This window comes from Pseudoduganella flava (assembly GCF_007830495.1).
Taxonomy (GTDB): Bacteria; Pseudomonadota; Gammaproteobacteria; order Burkholderiales; family Burkholderiaceae_D; genus Rugamonas; species Rugamonas flava.
Genome location: NZ_VLKW01000001.1, coordinates 439,473 through 456,082 on the forward strand (window position 1 = coordinate 439,473; position 16,610 = coordinate 456,082).

Sequence of the window (16,610 nt, forward strand, 5' to 3'; positions counted from 1 at the left end):
GATTATTGCGACAACTTTGCCCTGGACCCAAGGTTTGGTTTGACATTCCGGCATCGTGGCGATGATGATGAGGCCGGGTTCCCCACTGCGGCGACCCGCTACGTAGCGAAGATCTCATCACCATTTCTAAGGAATCAGGATGCATCGGAACACGTTACCCGCCAAGGCGCTGCTTGCCGCCGCCATCGCCTCGCTGTTCGCCGGCACCGCCGCCGCGCAAAGCACCTCCACCGAAGAGAACCAGGCCACCGTCGTCGTCACCGGCACCCGCGTGTCGAACCGCACGGTGCTCGACACGGCGTCGCCCGTCGACATCATCTCGGCCGACACGATCAAGAACACCGGCGTGCCGGAAATCACGCAAGCGCTGTCCGTGGCGCTGCCGTCGCTCAACTTCCCCCGCCCGGGCCTCGCGGACGGCACCGATACCATCCGTCCCGCCACGTTGCGCGGCCTGGCGCCGGACCAGACGCTGGTGCTGGTCAATTCGAAGCGCCGCCACACGTCGTCGCTGGTGAACCTGAACGGCACGATCGGCCGCGGCTCCGCCGCCGTCGACATGAACACGATCCCGACCGGCATCGTGAAGAACATCGAGGTGCTGCGCGACGGCGCGTCCGCCCAGTACGGTTCCGACGCGATCGCCGGCGTCGTCAACATCCGCCTACGCCAGGACCGCAAGGGCGGCGAGGCCACCGTCAGCTACGGCGAACGGATCACCGACTACAGCTTCAACCCGGTCACGCCGCCGGCCGGCGCGACGTGGGGCGCGCAGAACGAACGGTCGCGCCACGACGGCGAAACGAAGACGGCCAGCGTGTGGAAAGGCCTGCCGCTGGGTGAGACGGGCTACCTGACGATCGCCGGCGAATTCAAGAAGCAGGAACACACGGAGCGCAGCGGCTACGACACGCGCCAGCAATACCCGCTCGTGAACGGCCAGTTCGATCCGCGCGAAGCGACGATCAACCGCTTCAACGCGTGGTACGGCGAGCCGGAGCTGAAGCAGTCCACCGTGTTCGCCAACATGGGCGGTGAACTGAGCGAGAAGGTGAAGTGGTACGGCTGGGCGAGCTACCAGAAGCGCGAAGCGCGCTCGGGCGGCTTCTTCCGCCGCGCGCTGCAGGACAACAACACGATCCAGATCTATCCGGACGGCTTCCTGCCGATCATCGCGCCGGACGTGGACGACTTCTCGGCGGCCGGCGGCGTCACGTGGAACGCGGGCGGCTGGGACATGGACTCGTCGCTCAGCTACGGCAAGAACAAGATGGACTTCACGATCGAGAACACGCTGAACCGCTCGCTGGGCACAGCCAGCAAGACCGTGTTCGACGCGGGTGGCTTCTCGTACGACCAGCTGACGTACAACCTGTCCGGCGTGCGCCAGTTCGACGTCGGCCTGGCTTCCGCGCTGAACGTGGCGATCGGCGCCGAGGCGCGCCGCGAAGGCTACAAGCTGGAGGCGGGCGAACCGGATTCGTGGCGCAATGGCGGCGTGCTGCTGCCGAGCGGCCTGCCGACGGCATCGGGCTCGCAGGTGTTCCCGGGCTTCCGCCCGAGCGACGAATCGGATGCGCACCGCACCGCCTACAGCGTGTACGCCGACTTCGAAGCGAACGTGCTGCCGGCGCTGCTGGCATCGTTCGCGGTGCGCGGCGAGCACTACTCGGACTTCGGCAACAACTGGTCCGGCAAGCTGGCGGGCCGCTACGACTTCACGCCGAACTTCGGCATCCGGGGCTCGGTGCAGAACGGCTTCCGCGCACCGTCGATGCAGCAGCAGTTCTTCACGTCGACGTCGACGAACTTCGTCAACGGCATCCCGTACGACATCACGACGTTCCAGCCGACGGCGCCGGCCGCGGTGGCACTGGGCGCGAAGCCGCTGGACGCCGAGAAGTCCACCAACTTCTCGCTGGGCGCCGTGGCGAAGCTGGGCAAGGGCAGCCTGACGGTCGACGGGTTCCACATCAAGATCCGCAACCGCATCGTGCTGTCCGAGAACCTGCTGGCGGCGAATGTGCGCGACTACCTGACGTCGCACGGCTTCCCGGGTGTGGGCGGCGGCCGCTTCTTCATCAACGGCGTCGATACGACGACGAAGGGCGTGGACGTGGTGTTCAACTACCCGTGGACCCTGGGCGCGGCCGGCCGCTTCGACCTGACGGTGGCGGGCAACTACACGAATACGGAAGTGACGAAGGTACCCACGACGGCCGAGCTGGCGGCGCTGTCGCCGGCACCTGTGCTGTTCGACCGCGTCAACGTGCTGACGTTCGAGCAGGGCACGCCGAAGACGAAGTTCACGGCCAGCGGCACGTGGAGCATGGGCCCGTTCGGCGCCACGCTGCGCGCGACCCGCTACGGCAAGGTGCTGACGCCGGGCACGACGCCGGCGCTGGACCACACGATGTCGGCGCAGACACTGGTGGACCTGGAAGGCCGCTACGCGATCACGAAGGCGCTGTCGCTGGCGATCGGCGCGGAAAACCTGTTCGACCAGTATCCGGACGCCTACCCGGCGGCCCTGAACACGACGGGCAACGCGCCGTTCACGAACTACTCGCCGTTCGGCCGCTCGGGCCGCTTCGTGTATGCGCGACTGACGTATGCGCTGTAGTATCGGCCGGAACGCTTCCGGCGCACAGGGGACAAGCCCCGGTGCGCCGGGATGGACCGCTGCCGCGCGGCTGCTGGCAGTCGCCGTGCTGGCTGGCGCGGCCGGCTGCGCGGCGACGCGGCCGGCCGATACCGGTGCCGGACCATGGCTCGTCACGGGTACCCGGCTGTACGTTGCGCCGGACCGGCCGCCGCTGACCGACGCCTGGCTGCTCGTCAAGGGTGGCAAGATCGATGCGGTCGGCACCGGCACGCCGCGCGCCGGCCACGCGGCAGGGCCGGCAGCCTGCAACGGCGGCGTCATCGTCGCGGGCTTCCAGAACAGCCACGTGCATTTCATGGACGATGCGTTTGCGAACGCGAAGATGCAGGCGCCGGCGGACCTGCAGCGGGCGCTGACGCGGATGCTGACGCGCTACGGCTACACGAACGTGGTCGATACGGGTTCCGAGCTGGCCAATACGACGGCGTTGCGCCGTCGTATTGCCGACGGCACCGTCGCGGGCCCGGAGATCGTGACGGCGGGTTCGCCGCTCTATCCGGCCAACGGCATTCCGTTCTACCTGGCCCACCTTCCCGCGGATACGCTGGGTCAGCTGGCGCAGCCCGCCACGGCCGGCGAAGCCGTGGCCACGGTGCGCCAGCATTTCGCCGAGGGCGCCGGCGGGACCAAGCTGTTCGTCGCCTCGCCGGTTGGGGAGGGGCGGATACGGCGCATGGACCCGGCCATCGCGCGGGCGGCGGCGGAGGAAACGCATCGGCAGGGAGGCCTCGTCATGGTACACCCGACCGATCCGGAAGGCGTGCGCATCGCCGTGGCGGCCGGTGTCGACGTCGTTGTCCACACGACGATCGACCCGCCCGGGTCGACGTGGACCGGCGACCTGATCGCCGAGATGGTCGCGCGCAAGGTGGCCGTCGTGCCCACCCTGAAATTGTGGCGCTACGAGCTGGACAAGGACAAGGTACCAGCTGACGTGCAGGACCGCATCGCGGGTCCGGCGGAACGGCAGGTCAAGGCTTTCCTCGACGCGGGCGGGCAGGTCCTGTTCGGCACCGACGTGGGGTACATGACGGACTACGATCCGACCGGGGAATACGTGCTGATGGCGCACGCCGGAATGACGCCGATGCAGATCCTGTCATCGTTGACGACGGCGCCCGCGGCACGGTGGCGTCAGGAAGCCGTGCGCGGGCGCCTGGAGCCGGGGATGGCGGCGAACGTGGTGGTGCTGGCCGGCGACCCGGTGGACGATGTCAGGCGGTTCGCAGACGTCACATGCACTGTCGCCGGCGGGCGGGTGATCTACCAGCGCGACTGAGCGCGCCCGAAGGGTCAGACCCGTGCCGGGTCTGACTCAAGCCTTTGCTTTCTGGGGTTCGGCGCACACCTAAACCCCAAAACCCAACGTCTAGCGTCAGAAAGAAGTGCTGGCCTGCAGGCCAGCACCGCTTGGCAGGCGGAGAGCGATGCTCTCCGAAACCCCTGCTGCGCCCCGGCGGGTCTGACCCTACGCCCCCACCCACGGCAAGCCCGCCTTGCACCATCCCCCGACGGTCTTGCGGTGCCCCTCTGCATCCTTGTCGCCCTCGAACCCTTCCAGGATGTCGAAGCTGTTGGCGTAGCCGTTCTCGGTAGCGAGCTTGGCGGCGTGGCGCGAGCGCACGCCGGAGCGGCACAGGAACAGCAGCACGTCATCCTGATTCGCGATGGCGGCGAGCTGCTGGACGAACTCCGGGTTCGGCACGCCGCCCGGATAAGTGCTCCATTGCACGGCACCATGCTGGGCGTCGGGGATCGCGACGCGGCCTACCCAGTCGCGTTCGGCGTTGGTGCGCACGTCGATCAGGCGCACCTGCGGGTTGTTACGGATCAGCTCGTGTGCTTCCTGGGGCGTCACCGCTCCAGCATAGGGCAGGCCCGCAGCGCGGCTGCGGGCGCGGGCGAGGATGTCGTCGGCGGTGCTCATTTCGCAGTAAGTCCTTTGGATCTTCGTCTATCGTTCGGCAGCGCATCCCGGCCGTGATGGTCCGGTCATGGACGTTCCTGCCACATTTTGGGGCGCGATGCTCGAAAGTGGTGCAAAATGATCGCTTTGCACCAAAACCGGGCGATGCCTCACGTGCGCGAACTTGGTGCACGTTTCCGTACGGACGATTTTAGTTTCCGTAGGGAGCGAGATCAATGCAAGTCCCCGCATAAGCTTACAACGTAAATGTTGGCACGCTTTCTGCTTTATAGGGCTACGAGTTTCCGCCGCACACTGTGACGGCAGCCCTTTTCACTTAGGAGATACGTAATGGCAATGACCGCCGAAGAAGTCCTGAAGATGGTAAAAGACAACGAAGTCAAATTCGTTGATTTCCGCTTTGCCGATACCCGCGGCAAGGAACAGCACGTGACCGTGCCTGTGTCGCACTTCGACATCGACAAGTTCGAAAGCGGTCATGCCTTCGACGGTTCCTCCATCGCCGGCTGGAAGGGTATCGAAGCGTCCGACATGCTGTTGATGCCGGACCCGAACACCGCCAACATCGACCCGTTCATGGAAGAGACCACGCTGTTCATGCAGTGCGACGTGATCGAACCATCGGATGGCAAGGGCTACGACCGCGACCCGCGCTCGATCGCCAAGCGCGCCGAAGCCTACCTGAAGTCCTCCGGCCTGGGCGACACCGCCTACTTCGGCCCGGAACCTGAATTCTTCATCTTCGACTCCGTGAAGTGGAAGATCGACATGTCCGGCGCGATGGTCAAGATCGACTCCGACGAAGCTTCGTGGTCGACCGACAAGGACATCGAAGGCGGCAACAGCGGCCACCGTCCGACCGTCAAGGGCGGCTACTTCCCGGTCCCGCCGGTGGACTCGTTCCAGGACATGCGCTCGGAAATGTGCCTGATCCTCGAATCGATGGGCATCCCGGTCGAAGTGCACCACCACGAAGTTGCCGGCGCCGGCCAGAACGAAATCGGCACGAAGTTCTCGACCTTGGTCGAGCGCGCCGACTGGACGCAGAACCTGAAGTACGTCGTCTGGAATGTGGCCCACAGCTACGGCAAGACCGCGACCTTCATGCCGAAGCCGGTCGTCGGCGACAACGGCTCGGGCATGCACGTGCACCAGTCGATCTGGAAGGATGGCAAGAACCTGTTCGCGGGCGACGGCTATGCCGGCCTGTCCGACTTCGCGCTGTACTACATCGGCGGCATCATCAAGCACGCCAAGGCACTGAACGCGATCACCAATCCGGGCACGAACTCGTACAAGCGCCTGGTGCCGGGCTACGAAGCGCCGGTGAAGCTGGCTTACTCGGCACGTAACCGTTCCGCATCGATCCGTATCCCGCACGTGGCGAACCCGAAAGGCCGCCGCATCGAAACGCGCTTCCCGGATCCGCTGGCGAACCCGTACCTGTGCTTCGCCGCGCTGATGATGGCCGGCCTGGACGGCGTGCAGAACAAGATCCACCCGGGCGAAGCGGCGTCGAAAGACCTGTACCACCTGCCGCCGGAAGAAGACGCGCTGATCCCGACCGTCTGCGCCTCGCTGGAAGAAGCGCTGGATCACCTGAACAAGGACCGCGAGTTCCTGACCCGCGGCGGCGTGTTCACTGATTCGATGATCGATGCCTACATCGAACTGAAGATGACGGAAGTAACGCGCATGCGTCAGACGACGCACCCGGTCGAGTTCGACATGTACTACTCGCTGTAATGGCGACGCTGCCGGCAGTTTCACACCGGTAGCAAACGACGCGGGGAGGGCACTGCCTTCCTCGCGTTTTTTTTCGGTTGTTGTATAGTCGGGGCATGATTGCACGCTGCTCGTTAACGCTGATTGCCTTTCTTGCCATGAGTGTCGCCCAGGCGCAGATCTACCGCTGCACCGACGCTGCCGGTCACAAGGAGTACACGGACCGCAAGAAGGGCGGCAACTGCGTCGCGCTGGACTTGCCGGAGCCGTTGATTCCGGCGCCGCAAAAGCGCGAAGGGGCACCACGGCCGCGGCCTGCCGGGGCTGCCAACAGCGCCGCCGGCAGCGCGGCACCATCCGCCTTCCCGCGCGTGGATACGGCGGAGCAGCGAGCCCGCGATGCGGACCGCCGCCAGATCCTGACCGACGAACTGAACGCCGAAATGCAGAAGCTTGGCGAGCTGCGCCGTGAATACAACAACGGCGAGCCGGAACGGCGCGGCGACGAGCGCAACTACGCCAAGTACCAGGAGCGGGTCGCCGGCCTCAAGGATGCGATCGCCCGCTCGGAACAGAACGTCGAAGCGTTGAAGCGGGAAATCTCGAACATACGATGAAAATTGTCAGCAATATCGCCCGTGCCGCGGCTGCGGCCGCGGGTGCCATTCCGCGTTCGCAAACGCTCGCGGGGCTCGACCTGTTGGCGACGGCGGTGGTGATGGTCGACGGCGACGGCCGCATCGCGTTCGCCAACGCGGCCGCCGAGAACATGCTGGAGAGCTCGCTGAAGGCCTTGTCGCGCCAGCGGCTGTGCGACCTGTTCGCCAACCCTGCCGAGCTCGACCACGTGATCGGGCAGGCGCGGGCGCACAAGTTCTCCGACCTGCGCCAGGAACTGATGCTGGAACGCGTCGGCCGCGAACCGCTGTTCGTGCATGCGATCGCCAGCGCGCTGGACGATCCGATGGATGCCGTGCTGCTGGAGCTGCGCGAGACCGTTCAACAGATGAAGCTCGACCGCGAAGAGCGCCTGCTGGACCAGAGCCAGGTCAACAAGGAACTGATCCGCAACCTGGCGCACGAGATCAAGAACCCGCTGGGCGGCATCCGCGGCGCGGCGCAGCTGTTGGAGATGGAACTGCCGCCGTTGCACCTGCAGCAGCTGCGCGAATACACGCAGGTGATCATCAAGGAAGCGGACCGGCTGCAGACGCTGGTCGACCGCCTGCTGGCGCCGCACCGCCGGCCGCACATCGTCGGCGACGTCAACATCCATGAAGTACTCGAGCGCGTGCGCAGCCTGATGCTGGCCGAGTTCCCGGCCGGGCTGGCGATCGTGCGCGACTACGATGCGTCGCTGCCCGAGTTCCGCGGCGACAAGGAACAGCTGATCCAGACCGTGTTGAACATCGCCCACAACGCGGCCCAGGCGCTGGCCGAGCGGATCGACGCGGGCGATGCGCAGATCGTGTTCAAGACGCGCGTGGCCCGGCAAGTCACCCTGGCGAAAGTCCGTTACAACCTGGCATTAGATTTGCATATCATCGACAACGGACCCGGCATCCCGCCCCAGATCCGCGACCGCATCTTCTATCCGCTCGTATCCGGACGGGAAGGCGGCAGCGGCCTGGGCCTGACGTTGGCGCAGACCTTCGTGCACCAGCACATGGGCGTCATCGAATGCGAGAGCCGGCCCGGCTACACGGACTTCCGGATCCTGCTGCCTTTGCCATAAGCGATCGTGGCAGCGGCCGAAGTCCCTGACTGAATCCATATTGCGGGAACCACATCACATATGAAGCCAATCTGGATTGTCGACGACGACGAATCGATCCGCTGGGTACTGGAGAAAGCGCTGGCCAGGGAAAACCTCGCCACGAAGAGTTTTGCGAATGCGCGCGACGCGATCGCCGCGCTCGAATACGAGACGCCGCAGGTGCTCGTGTCCGACATCCGCATGCCGGGCGACTCCGGCCTCGACCTGCTGCAGCTCGTGAAGTCCCGCCTGCCGGGGCTGCCCGTCATCATCATCACCGCGTTTTCCGACCTGGACTCGGCCGTGGCGGCATTCCAGGGCGGCGCGTTCGAATATCTTGCGAAGCCGTTCGACATCGACAAGGCTGTCGAGCTGATCCGCCGCGCGCTCGACGAGAGCCTGCGCGAAGCCAGCGTCGAATCGGGCCCGGCCGAGACGCCGGAAATCCTCGGCCAGGCGCCGGCCATGCAGGAGGTGTTCCGCGCGATCGGCCGCCTGTCGCAATCGAACGTGACGGTGCTGATCACCGGCGAATCGGGCACCGGCAAGGAGCTCGTCGCGCGCGCACTGCACAAGCACAGCCCGCGCGCGCAGCAGCCGTTCATCGCGCTGAACACGGCGGCCATTCCGAAAGACTTGCTGGAGTCCGAACTGTTCGGCCACGAGCGCGGCGCCTTCACGGGTGCGCAGGCCACGCGGCGCGGCCGCTTCGAGCAGGCCGAGGGCGGCACGTTGTTCCTCGACGAGATCGGCGACATGCCGTTCGACCTGCAGACGCGGCTGCTGCGCGTGCTGTCCGACGGGCACTTCTATCGCGTCGGCGGACACCAGCCGCTGAAGGCGAACGTGCGCGTCATCACGGCCACGCACCAGAACCTGGAGCAGCGCGTGCGCGACGGCCTGTTCCGCGAGGACTTGTACCACCGCCTGAACGTCATCCGGCTGCGGCTGCCCAGTTTGCGGGAACGCCGCGAAGACATCCCCATCCTGGTGCGCCACTTCCTGGTGCAAAGTGCGAAGCAGCTCGGTGTCGAGGCCAAGCGCATGAGCGAGGCGACGATCGCCTTCCTGCAAAGCCTCGACCTGCCGGGCAACGTGCGCCAGCTGGAAAACCTGTGCAACTGGATCACCGTGATGGCACCGGGCCAGACGGTCGAGGTGAAGGACTTGCCGCTGGAACTGTCCGAAGGGCAGAGCGCGATGCAGGCGGCGCCGGAGCTGCCGGTACCGATGCACCACGCCCCGGCCGCGTCCGCCGGTCATCCGCCAACGCCGGGCCCGGACGGCTGGCTGGCGCTGCTGGAACTGCAGGCGGCGACGATGCTGTCCGACGGCCAGCAGGACGTGATGGACGTGCTGGGCCGCCAGTTCGAATCCGCGCTGATCCGCACTGCGCTGAAATACACGCACGGCCGCAAGAACGACGCCGCCGTCCGCCTGGGCATCGGCCGCAACACGATCACGCGCAAGATCGCCGAGCTGGGCATTGATGGGGCGAAGGAGGATTGACGCGCAGTGCGCGTCAATCCAACTGAGTTCCAGTGGGCGTCAATCCAACTGATATTTTTGGGCTGGCTGGCCGCGGTGCATGTCCGAAACCCGAGGCAGACCCCGGGGTCAGACCCGCCGGGTCTGACCCAGCTTCACGCTTCTGGTTTTGGCATGAGCCGCCGGCTCGCGAGCATCGTACTCAGCCGTAACGAAATTTCATGTCCTGGTGGGGTCTGACCCCAGCAGGACACGCTCTCAGCAATAGCGGAATTTCAGGTAAGCTCCGGCTTTCATGCCGGAGCTTATTTTTTTGAGGTGTACATGCTGATCAACTGCGTCGCTTATCAACACGGCCGCAAGCTGGCCGATCTGCCGGTGGCCGATATCAGCGACTATGTGGCGCGCGACGATACGTTTGTCTGGGTCGCGTTGAAGGATGCCACGCCGGAGGAGCTGGTCGTGATGCAGGAGGAGTTCGGCCTCCACGAACTGGCCCTCGAGGATGCCCAGCGCGGTCACCAGCGGCCGAAGATCGAGGAGTACGGCGACTCGCTGTTCGTCGTCGTCAAGACGGTCGAGATGGAGGGCGATGAGCTCAACATCGGCGAGATCGACATCTTCGTCGGCCCGAACTATGTGCTGTCGTCGCGCCAGAACAGCTCGCAGGGTTTCCTCGGCGTGCGGGCCCGCGCGGAACGCGAACCACACCTGCTGCAGCATGGCTCCGGCTTCGTGCTGTACGCGCTGATGGATGCCGCGGTGGATCGCTACTTCCCCGTCGTCGATGCGTTCGAATCGGAGCTGGAAGAGATCGAGGAGCGCATCTTCACGCAAAGCTCGCAGCGCGACAACATCGAGCGGCTGTATGACCTGAAGCGGCGGGTGATGACGTTGCGCCACGCCGTCGCGCCGCTGCTCGATGCGATCGGCAAGCTGCATGGTGGCCGCGTGCCGGCGATGTGTGTGAACAGCCAGGAATACTTCCGCGACGTGCATGACCACCTCGCGCGCATCAACACGACGCTCGATACGATCCGCGACACGATCGGCACGGCGATCCAGGTGAACCTGTCGATGGTGGCGCTGGACGAAGGTGAGGTCAACAAGCGCCTCGCCGCCTATGCCGCGATCTTCGCGGTGCTGACGGCCTTTGCCGGCATCTGGGGCATGAACTTCAAGCACATGCCCGAACTGGAGTGGTACTACGGCTACCCGGTGGCGCTGACGCTGATGTTCGGCTCGTCGTTCTACCTGTACCGGCGCTTCAAGAAGGCCGGCTGGTTATAGTTTGTCCGCCGCGGCCATCGACAGCGCCACCGCCTCGGCGACCTTGATGCCGTCCACGCCGGCGGACAGGATGCCGCCCGCATAGCCCGCGCCTTCACCGGCCGGGAACAGGCCGCGCGTGTTCAGGCTTTGCAAGTCGTCGTCGCGGCGCTTGATGCGGATCGGCGACGATGTGCGCGTCTCCAGGCCCGTCAGCACCGCGTCGTGCTTGAAGTAGCCGCGCACCTGCTTGTCGAACGCGGGGAATGCTTCGCGCAGCGCCTCGGTGGCGAAGTCCGGCAGGATCGTCGCCAGGTCCGTCAGGTGCACGCCCGGCTTGTACGACGGGATCACGGCGCCGAATTCGGTGGACGGCCGGCCCGCCACGAAGTCGCCCATCAGCTGGCCCGGCGCGTTGTAGTTCTCGCCGCCCAGTTTGAAGGCCGCTTCCTCCAGCCTGCGCTGGAACTCGATGCCGGCCAGCGGATGGCCCGGATAGTCTTCAGGGCTGATCGACACGACGATCGCGCTGTTCGCATTGCGCTCGGCGCGCGAGTACTGGCTCATGCCGTTGGTGACGACGCGGCCCGGCTCCGATGCCGCCGCGACGACGGTGCCGCCGGGGCACATGCAGAAGCTGTACACGGCGCGGCCGTTCTTCGCGTGGTGCACCAGCTTGTAGTCGGCCGCGCCGAGGATCGGGTGGCCGGCGTTCGGGCCGAAGCGGCACACGTCGATCAGCGATTGCGGGTGCTCGACGCGGAAGCCGATCGAGAACGGCTTCGCCTCGACGTACACGCCGCGGTCGTACAAGGTCTGGAACGTGTCGCGCGAGCTGTGGCCGATCGCCAGTACCACGTGGTTCGTCGCGATGCGTTCGCCGGATGCGAGCTGCAGGCCGCGCAGCTGGCGCACGCCGTTCTTTTCCTCGATATCGAAATCGGTGACGCGCTGCTCGAAGCGGATCTCGCCGCCCAGCGCCATGATCTCCTCGCGCATCGCTTCGACCATCTTCACGAGACGGAACGTGCCGATGTGCGGCTTGCTGACATACAGGATCTCTTCCGGCGCGCCGGCCTTGACGAATTCCGTCAGCACCTTGCGGCCCAGGTGGCGCGGGTCCTTGATCTGGCTGTACAGCTTGCCGTCCGAGAACGTGCCGGCGCCGCCTTCGCCGAACTGCACGTTCGACTCCGGGTTCAGCTCGCGCTTGCGCCAGAAGCCGAACGTGTCCTTGGTGCGCTCGCGCACCGTCTTGCCCCGCTCCAGGATGATCGGTTTCAGGCCCATCTGCGCCAGGATCAGGGCGGCGAACAGGCCGCACGGGCCCATGCCGATGACGACGGGGCGCGGCTGCTGCCCGCGCACGTTGACGCCTTGCGCGACGAACTTGTACTCCATGTCGGGGGCGGGCATCAGGTGCACGTCGCGCTGGTTGCGGGCCAGCACGCCGGCGTCGTCCGTCGTCTCCAGGTCCACCGAGTAGATCAATACGATGCTGGCCTTCTTGCGGGCATCGTAGCTGCGCTTGTGGACGATGAAGTTCAAGAGCGCCTCGGCGGGGATACCCAGCCGCGCCAGGATCGCGTCCTTCAGTTCGTGTTCGGCGTGGTTCAGCGGCAGTTTGATTTCATTCAGACGAAGCATGGCAATTCTTCAGAGTCGGCGTGTGCAACCCGCCATTGTACCCAGAAAGGCTGCGCCGGTCAGCTCACCCGGCCGCACCACGCCGGTGCGGCCGGCCCACGGCCTGTGCGCTTTTGTGATTTTGTCATGCGCCCCAGGCCATGCCGAGGGCGGCCAGCACGGCCAGCCCGGCCGTTTCGGTGCGCAGGATGCGCGGCCCCATCGCCACGCCGATCGCACCCTGGCGCAGCGCTTCCTGTTCCTCCTCGTCCGTGAAGCCGCCTTCCGGCCCCACCATCACCGTCACCGGCTGGGGCGGCGTCGCGCGGGCCCAGTCGGCCAGGGTTTGCGTTGCGCGCGGCGTCAGCAGCAGGCGCGGAGCGGCGGACCCGGCGGCCAGCCAGTCGCGCAATTCCGCCGGTTCCGCCACCGTCGCCAGGCGGTTGCGACCGCTTTGTTCCGACGCGGCGACGACGATCGCGCGCCAGTGCGCCAGCTTTTTTTCGGCCCGCTCGGCGGACAGCCGCACCACGCAGCGCCGGGCCGCCAGCGGCTGCACGGCCGCGACGCCCAGTTCGACGGCTTTTTCAACGATCCAGTCCATCTTCGTGCCTTCCGGCAGGGCTTGCGCCAACGTGACGGGGTAGGGCAGTTCCGCTTCGCGCGGGTCGAACGTGCGCACCTCGGCCGTCGCCCGTTTCTTGCCGACGTCCGCCAGCACGGCCTCGTACTGGCCGCCGTTGCCGTCGAACAGCGTCAGCGGGTCGCCGGGACCCAGGCGGATCACGTGGATGTGGTGCGCCACTTCGGGTGGCAGGTCGACCAGCTGGCCGGCGGCCAGCGGCATATCGATGAAAAAGCGGGGCATAACAATCTGCAAGGTTCGAAAATGCACTGATTTTAAGCCGCACCCCCGTGCTCTGGTAAAATAACGGGCTACACAGTCAGAGGCGGCTTCAACATGCCGATGTCCGGCACTGCCCGGAGATGCCATGTTGAAGCGGCTTCGAGCCCGTCGGATTCCAAACCTCCCTCAGATCAGATCGTATGAACGTTAAGCTTCCCCACACCCAGATGGCCAACGCAATCCGTGCGCTGGCGATGGACGCTGTCCAGAAAGCCAATTCCGGCCACCCCGGCATGCCGATGGGCATGGCCGAGATCGCCGTTGCGCTGTGGAGCGGCCATCACCGCCACAACCCGGCCAATCCGGACTGGGTCAACCGCGACCGTTTCCTGTTGTCGAACGGCCACGGCTCGATGCTGCACTACGCGCTGCTGCACCTGTCCGGCTACGACGTGTCGATGGACGACATCCGCAGCTTCCGCCAGCTGCACTCGAAGACGCCGGGCCACCCGGAAGTGGACATCACCCCGGGCGTGGAAACGACGACGGGCCCGCTGGGCCAGGGCATCGCCAACGCCGTCGGCATGGCGCTGGCCGAATGGCTGCTGGCACAGGAGTTCAACAAGCCGGGCCACGACGTGGTCGATCACTACACGTACGCGTTCGTCGGCGACGGCTGCCTGATGGAAGGCATCTCGCACGAAGTGTGCTCGCTGGCCGGCACGCTGGGCCTGAAGAAGCTGATCGCACTGTACGACGACAACGGCATCTCGATCGACGGTAAAGTCGAAGGCTGGTTCACCGACGACACGCCGCAGCGCTTCGAAGCGTACGGCTGGAACGTGATCCGCGACGTGGACGGCCACGACGTGAGCGCCGTCGACGCCGCCATCGCAGCGGCGAAAAAATCCGACAAGCCGACGCTGATCTGCTGCAAGACCGTCATCGGCAAGGGTTCGCCGAACCTGCAGGGTGGCGACAAGGTGCACGGCGCCGCGCTGGGCGACAAGGAAGTGGCAGCCGTACGCGAGTACATCAGCTGGGGCCACGAGCCGTTCGTCATCCCGGAAGAAGTGAACACTGCCTGGAACTTCAAGGACAAGGGCGCTTCGTACGAGATCGAATGGAACACGAAGTTCGACGCCTACGCGAAAGCCTACCCGACGGAAGCGGCCGAGCTGAAGCGCCGCATGAACGGCGACCTGCCGGCCAATTTCGACGCCACGCTGAAGGCTGCGATCCAGGCCTGCGTCGACAAGAAGGAAACCATCGCCACCCGCAAGGCATCGCAGAACGCGATCCAGGCGCTGGCAGGCATCCTGCCGGAATTCCTGGGCGGCTCGGCCGACCTGACGGGCTCGAACCTGACGAACTGGAAGGAATCGATCGCCGTCCGTTCCGGCAAGCCGGGCAACCACATCAACTACGGCGTGCGCGAGTTCGGCATGAGCGCGATCATGAACGGCGTGGCGCTGCATGGCGGCTACATCCCGTTCGGCGCGACGTTCCTGACGTTCTCCGACTACAGCCGCAACGCGCTGCGCATGGCCGCGCTGATGAAGCAGCGCTCGATCTTCGTGTTCACGCACGACTCGATCGGCCTGGGCGAAGATGGCCCGACGCACCAGTCCGTCGAGCACGTCTCGTCGCTGCGCCTGATCCCGAACCTGGACAACTGGCGTCCGGCCGACACGGTCGAGTCGATGGTCGCCTGGGGCGAGGCAATCAAGCGCAAGAACGGCCCCTCGACGCTGATCTTCTCGCGCCAGAACCTGCAGTACCAGGAGCGCACCGAGCAAGCCATCGCCGACATCGCCAAGGGCGGCTACATCCTGCAGGATGACGCCAACGCGAAGGCCGTGCTGATCGCCACCGGCTCCGAAGTCGAGCTGGCCGTCAACGCCGCCAACGCGCTGCGCGCCGAAGGCGTGGCCGTGCGTGTCGTGTCGATGCCGTCCACCGACGTGTTCGACCGCCAGGATGCCGCTTACAAGGCGGCCGTACTGGGCAAGGGCCTGCCGCGGGTCGCTATCGAGGCGGGCGTGACCGATTTCTGGTACAAGTACGTGGGTCTGGAAGGCGCCGTCGTCGGTATCGACACGTTCGGCGAATCCGCCCCGGCGGGCGTGCTGTTCAAGCACTTCGGCTTCACCGTGGAAAACGTGGTGGCCAAAGTCAAAGGTGTTCTTGCTGCATAAAGAGACGGGTATCCGTCGCGGCGCTTTGCCGCGGCGGACGCATAAAAAGAATTTTCTTTCATCAGGAGTACGAGTATGACGATCAAGGTAGCAATCAACGGTTATGGCCGCATCGGCCGCAATGTCCTGCGCGCTTTCTACGAAGGCGGCAAGAAGCAGGACATCCAGATCGTTGCCATCAACGACCTGGGCAACGCGCAGTCGAACGCGCACCTGACCCGCTACGACACGGCGCATGGCAAGTTCAACGGCACCGTCGAGGTGGATGGCGATTTCATGATCGTCAACGGCGACAAGATCCGCGTGTTCGCGCAGCGTAACCCGGCCGAAATCCCATGGGGTGAGCTGGGCGTGGACGTCGTGCTCGAGTGCACGGGCTTCTTCACGACGAAAGAGAAGGCCTCCGCGCACCTGAAGGGCGGCGCCAAGAAAGTCATCATCTCGGCACCGGGCGGCAAGGATGTCGATGCGACGATCGTCTACGGCGTCAACCAGAACGTGCTGAAGGCAACCGATACCGTCATCTCGAACGCATCGTGCACGACGAACTGCCTGGCCCCGCTGGTCAAGCCGCTGAACGACGCGATCGGCCTGGAAAACGGCCTGATGACGACGGTGCACGCGTACACCAACGACCAGGTGCTGACCGACGTGATGCACGAAGACCTGCGCCGCGCCCGCTCGGCCACGCAGTCGATGATCCCGACGAAGACGGGCGCCGCCGCCGCGGTCGGCCTGGTATTGCCGGAACTGAACGGCAAGCTGGACGGCTACGCGATCCGCGTACCGACGATCAACGTGTCGATCGTCGACCTGTCGTTCATCGCCAAGCGCGACACGACCGTGGACGAGATCAACCAGCTGATGAAGCAGGCTTCGGAAGGCGCGCTGAAAGGCATCCTGACGTACAACACCGAGCCGCTGGTCTCCGTGGACTTCAACCACAACCCGGCCTCGTCGAACTTCGACGCGACGCTGACGAAAGTCTCCGGCCGCCTGGTGAAGGTATCGTCGTGGTACGACAACGAGTGGGGCTTCAGCAACCGCATGCTGGACACCACCGTCGCACTGATGAACGCGAAGTAATCCGCGCATCGTCGCAACACGAA

The 16,610-nt window shown here is 65.4% G+C and carries 12 protein-coding genes; 9 read left to right on the forward strand and 3 right to left on the reverse strand.

Features of this window, described 5'->3' with window-relative positions:
* Positions 1 to 139 precede the first annotated feature (139 nt).
* Both IP92_RS01990 and IP92_RS01995 read left to right on the forward strand, forming a co-directional pair.
* On the forward strand, positions 140 to 2,623 hold the full coding sequence (locus IP92_RS01990) for a TonB-dependent receptor plug domain-containing protein (protein WP_145872842.1): 2,484 nt from the start codon (positions 140 to 142) through the stop codon (positions 2,621 to 2,623).
* Positions 2,613 to 3,944, forward strand: a complete 1,332-nt coding sequence (locus IP92_RS01995; RefSeq protein ID WP_145872843.1) for an amidohydrolase family protein — start codon at positions 2,613 to 2,615, stop codon at positions 3,942 to 3,944. Before IP92_RS01990 ends, IP92_RS01995 begins: the two co-directional genes overlap by 11 nt.
* Positions 3,945 to 4,133: 189 nt before the next feature.
* Here IP92_RS01995 and IP92_RS02000 read toward each other — a convergent pair whose 3' ends face one another.
* Entirely contained in the window at positions 4,134 to 4,592 is a 459-nt protein-coding gene (locus IP92_RS02000; protein ID WP_145872844.1) for a rhodanese-like domain-containing protein, read from the reverse strand.
* Positions 4,593 to 4,922: 330 nt separating this feature from the next.
* Here IP92_RS02000 and glnA point away from each other — a divergent pair, with 330 nt between their 5' ends.
* From glnA to corA, 5 genes are all read left to right on the forward strand, one after another.
* A complete protein-coding gene (gene glnA / locus IP92_RS02005) occupies positions 4,923 to 6,338 on the forward strand; it encodes a type I glutamate--ammonia ligase (RefSeq protein ID WP_145872845.1) in 1,416 nt (471 codons plus the stop codon).
* A 137-nt stretch (positions 6,339 to 6,475) separates the two neighbouring features.
* A complete protein-coding gene (locus tag IP92_RS02010) occupies positions 6,476 to 6,934 on the forward strand; it encodes a DUF4124 domain-containing protein (RefSeq protein WP_145872846.1) in 459 nt (152 codons plus the stop codon).
* Positions 6,931 to 8,052, forward strand: a complete 1,122-nt coding sequence (glnL, locus tag IP92_RS02015; protein ID WP_145872847.1) for a nitrogen regulation protein NR(II) — start codon at positions 6,931 to 6,933, stop codon at positions 8,050 to 8,052. The genes IP92_RS02010 and glnL overlap by 4 nt, the downstream gene beginning before the upstream one ends.
* A gap of 60 nt (positions 8,053 to 8,112) precedes the next feature.
* A complete protein-coding gene (gene ntrC, locus IP92_RS02020; RefSeq protein ID WP_145872848.1) occupies positions 8,113 to 9,582 on the forward strand; it encodes a nitrogen regulation protein NR(I) in 1,470 nt (489 codons plus the stop codon).
* A gap of 303 nt (positions 9,583 to 9,885) precedes the next feature.
* Positions 9,886 to 10,851, forward strand: coding sequence for a magnesium/cobalt transporter CorA (gene corA, locus IP92_RS02025; protein WP_145872849.1), 966 nt, complete (start codon positions 9,886 to 9,888; stop codon positions 10,849 to 10,851).
* Here the strand turns inward: corA and IP92_RS02030 are convergent.
* Positions 10,846 to 12,477: an NAD(P)/FAD-dependent oxidoreductase gene (locus tag IP92_RS02030; protein WP_145872850.1), complete on the reverse strand. Its 1,632-nt coding sequence runs from the start codon at positions 12,475 to 12,477 to the stop codon at positions 10,846 to 10,848. The genes corA and IP92_RS02030 overlap by 6 nt on opposite strands.
* A 124-nt stretch (positions 12,478 to 12,601) precedes the next feature.
* Positions 12,602 to 13,324, reverse strand: a complete 723-nt coding sequence (locus IP92_RS02035; protein ID WP_145872851.1) for a 16S rRNA (uracil(1498)-N(3))-methyltransferase — start codon at positions 13,322 to 13,324, stop codon at positions 12,602 to 12,604.
* A gap of 179 nt (positions 13,325 to 13,503) precedes the next feature.
* On the opposite strand from IP92_RS02035, the gene tkt reads away from it, so the two are divergent.
* Together tkt and gap are read left to right on the forward strand one after the other, a co-directional pair.
* Positions 13,504 to 15,501: a transketolase gene (gene tkt, locus IP92_RS02040; RefSeq protein ID WP_229418566.1), complete on the forward strand. Its 1,998-nt coding sequence runs from the start codon at positions 13,504 to 13,506 to the stop codon at positions 15,499 to 15,501.
* Positions 15,502 to 15,576: 75 nt separating this feature from the next.
* A complete protein-coding gene (gap, locus tag IP92_RS02045; protein ID WP_145872852.1) occupies positions 15,577 to 16,587 on the forward strand; it encodes a type I glyceraldehyde-3-phosphate dehydrogenase in 1,011 nt (336 codons plus the stop codon).
* The last annotated feature ends 23 nt before the right edge of the window (positions 16,588 to 16,610 follow it).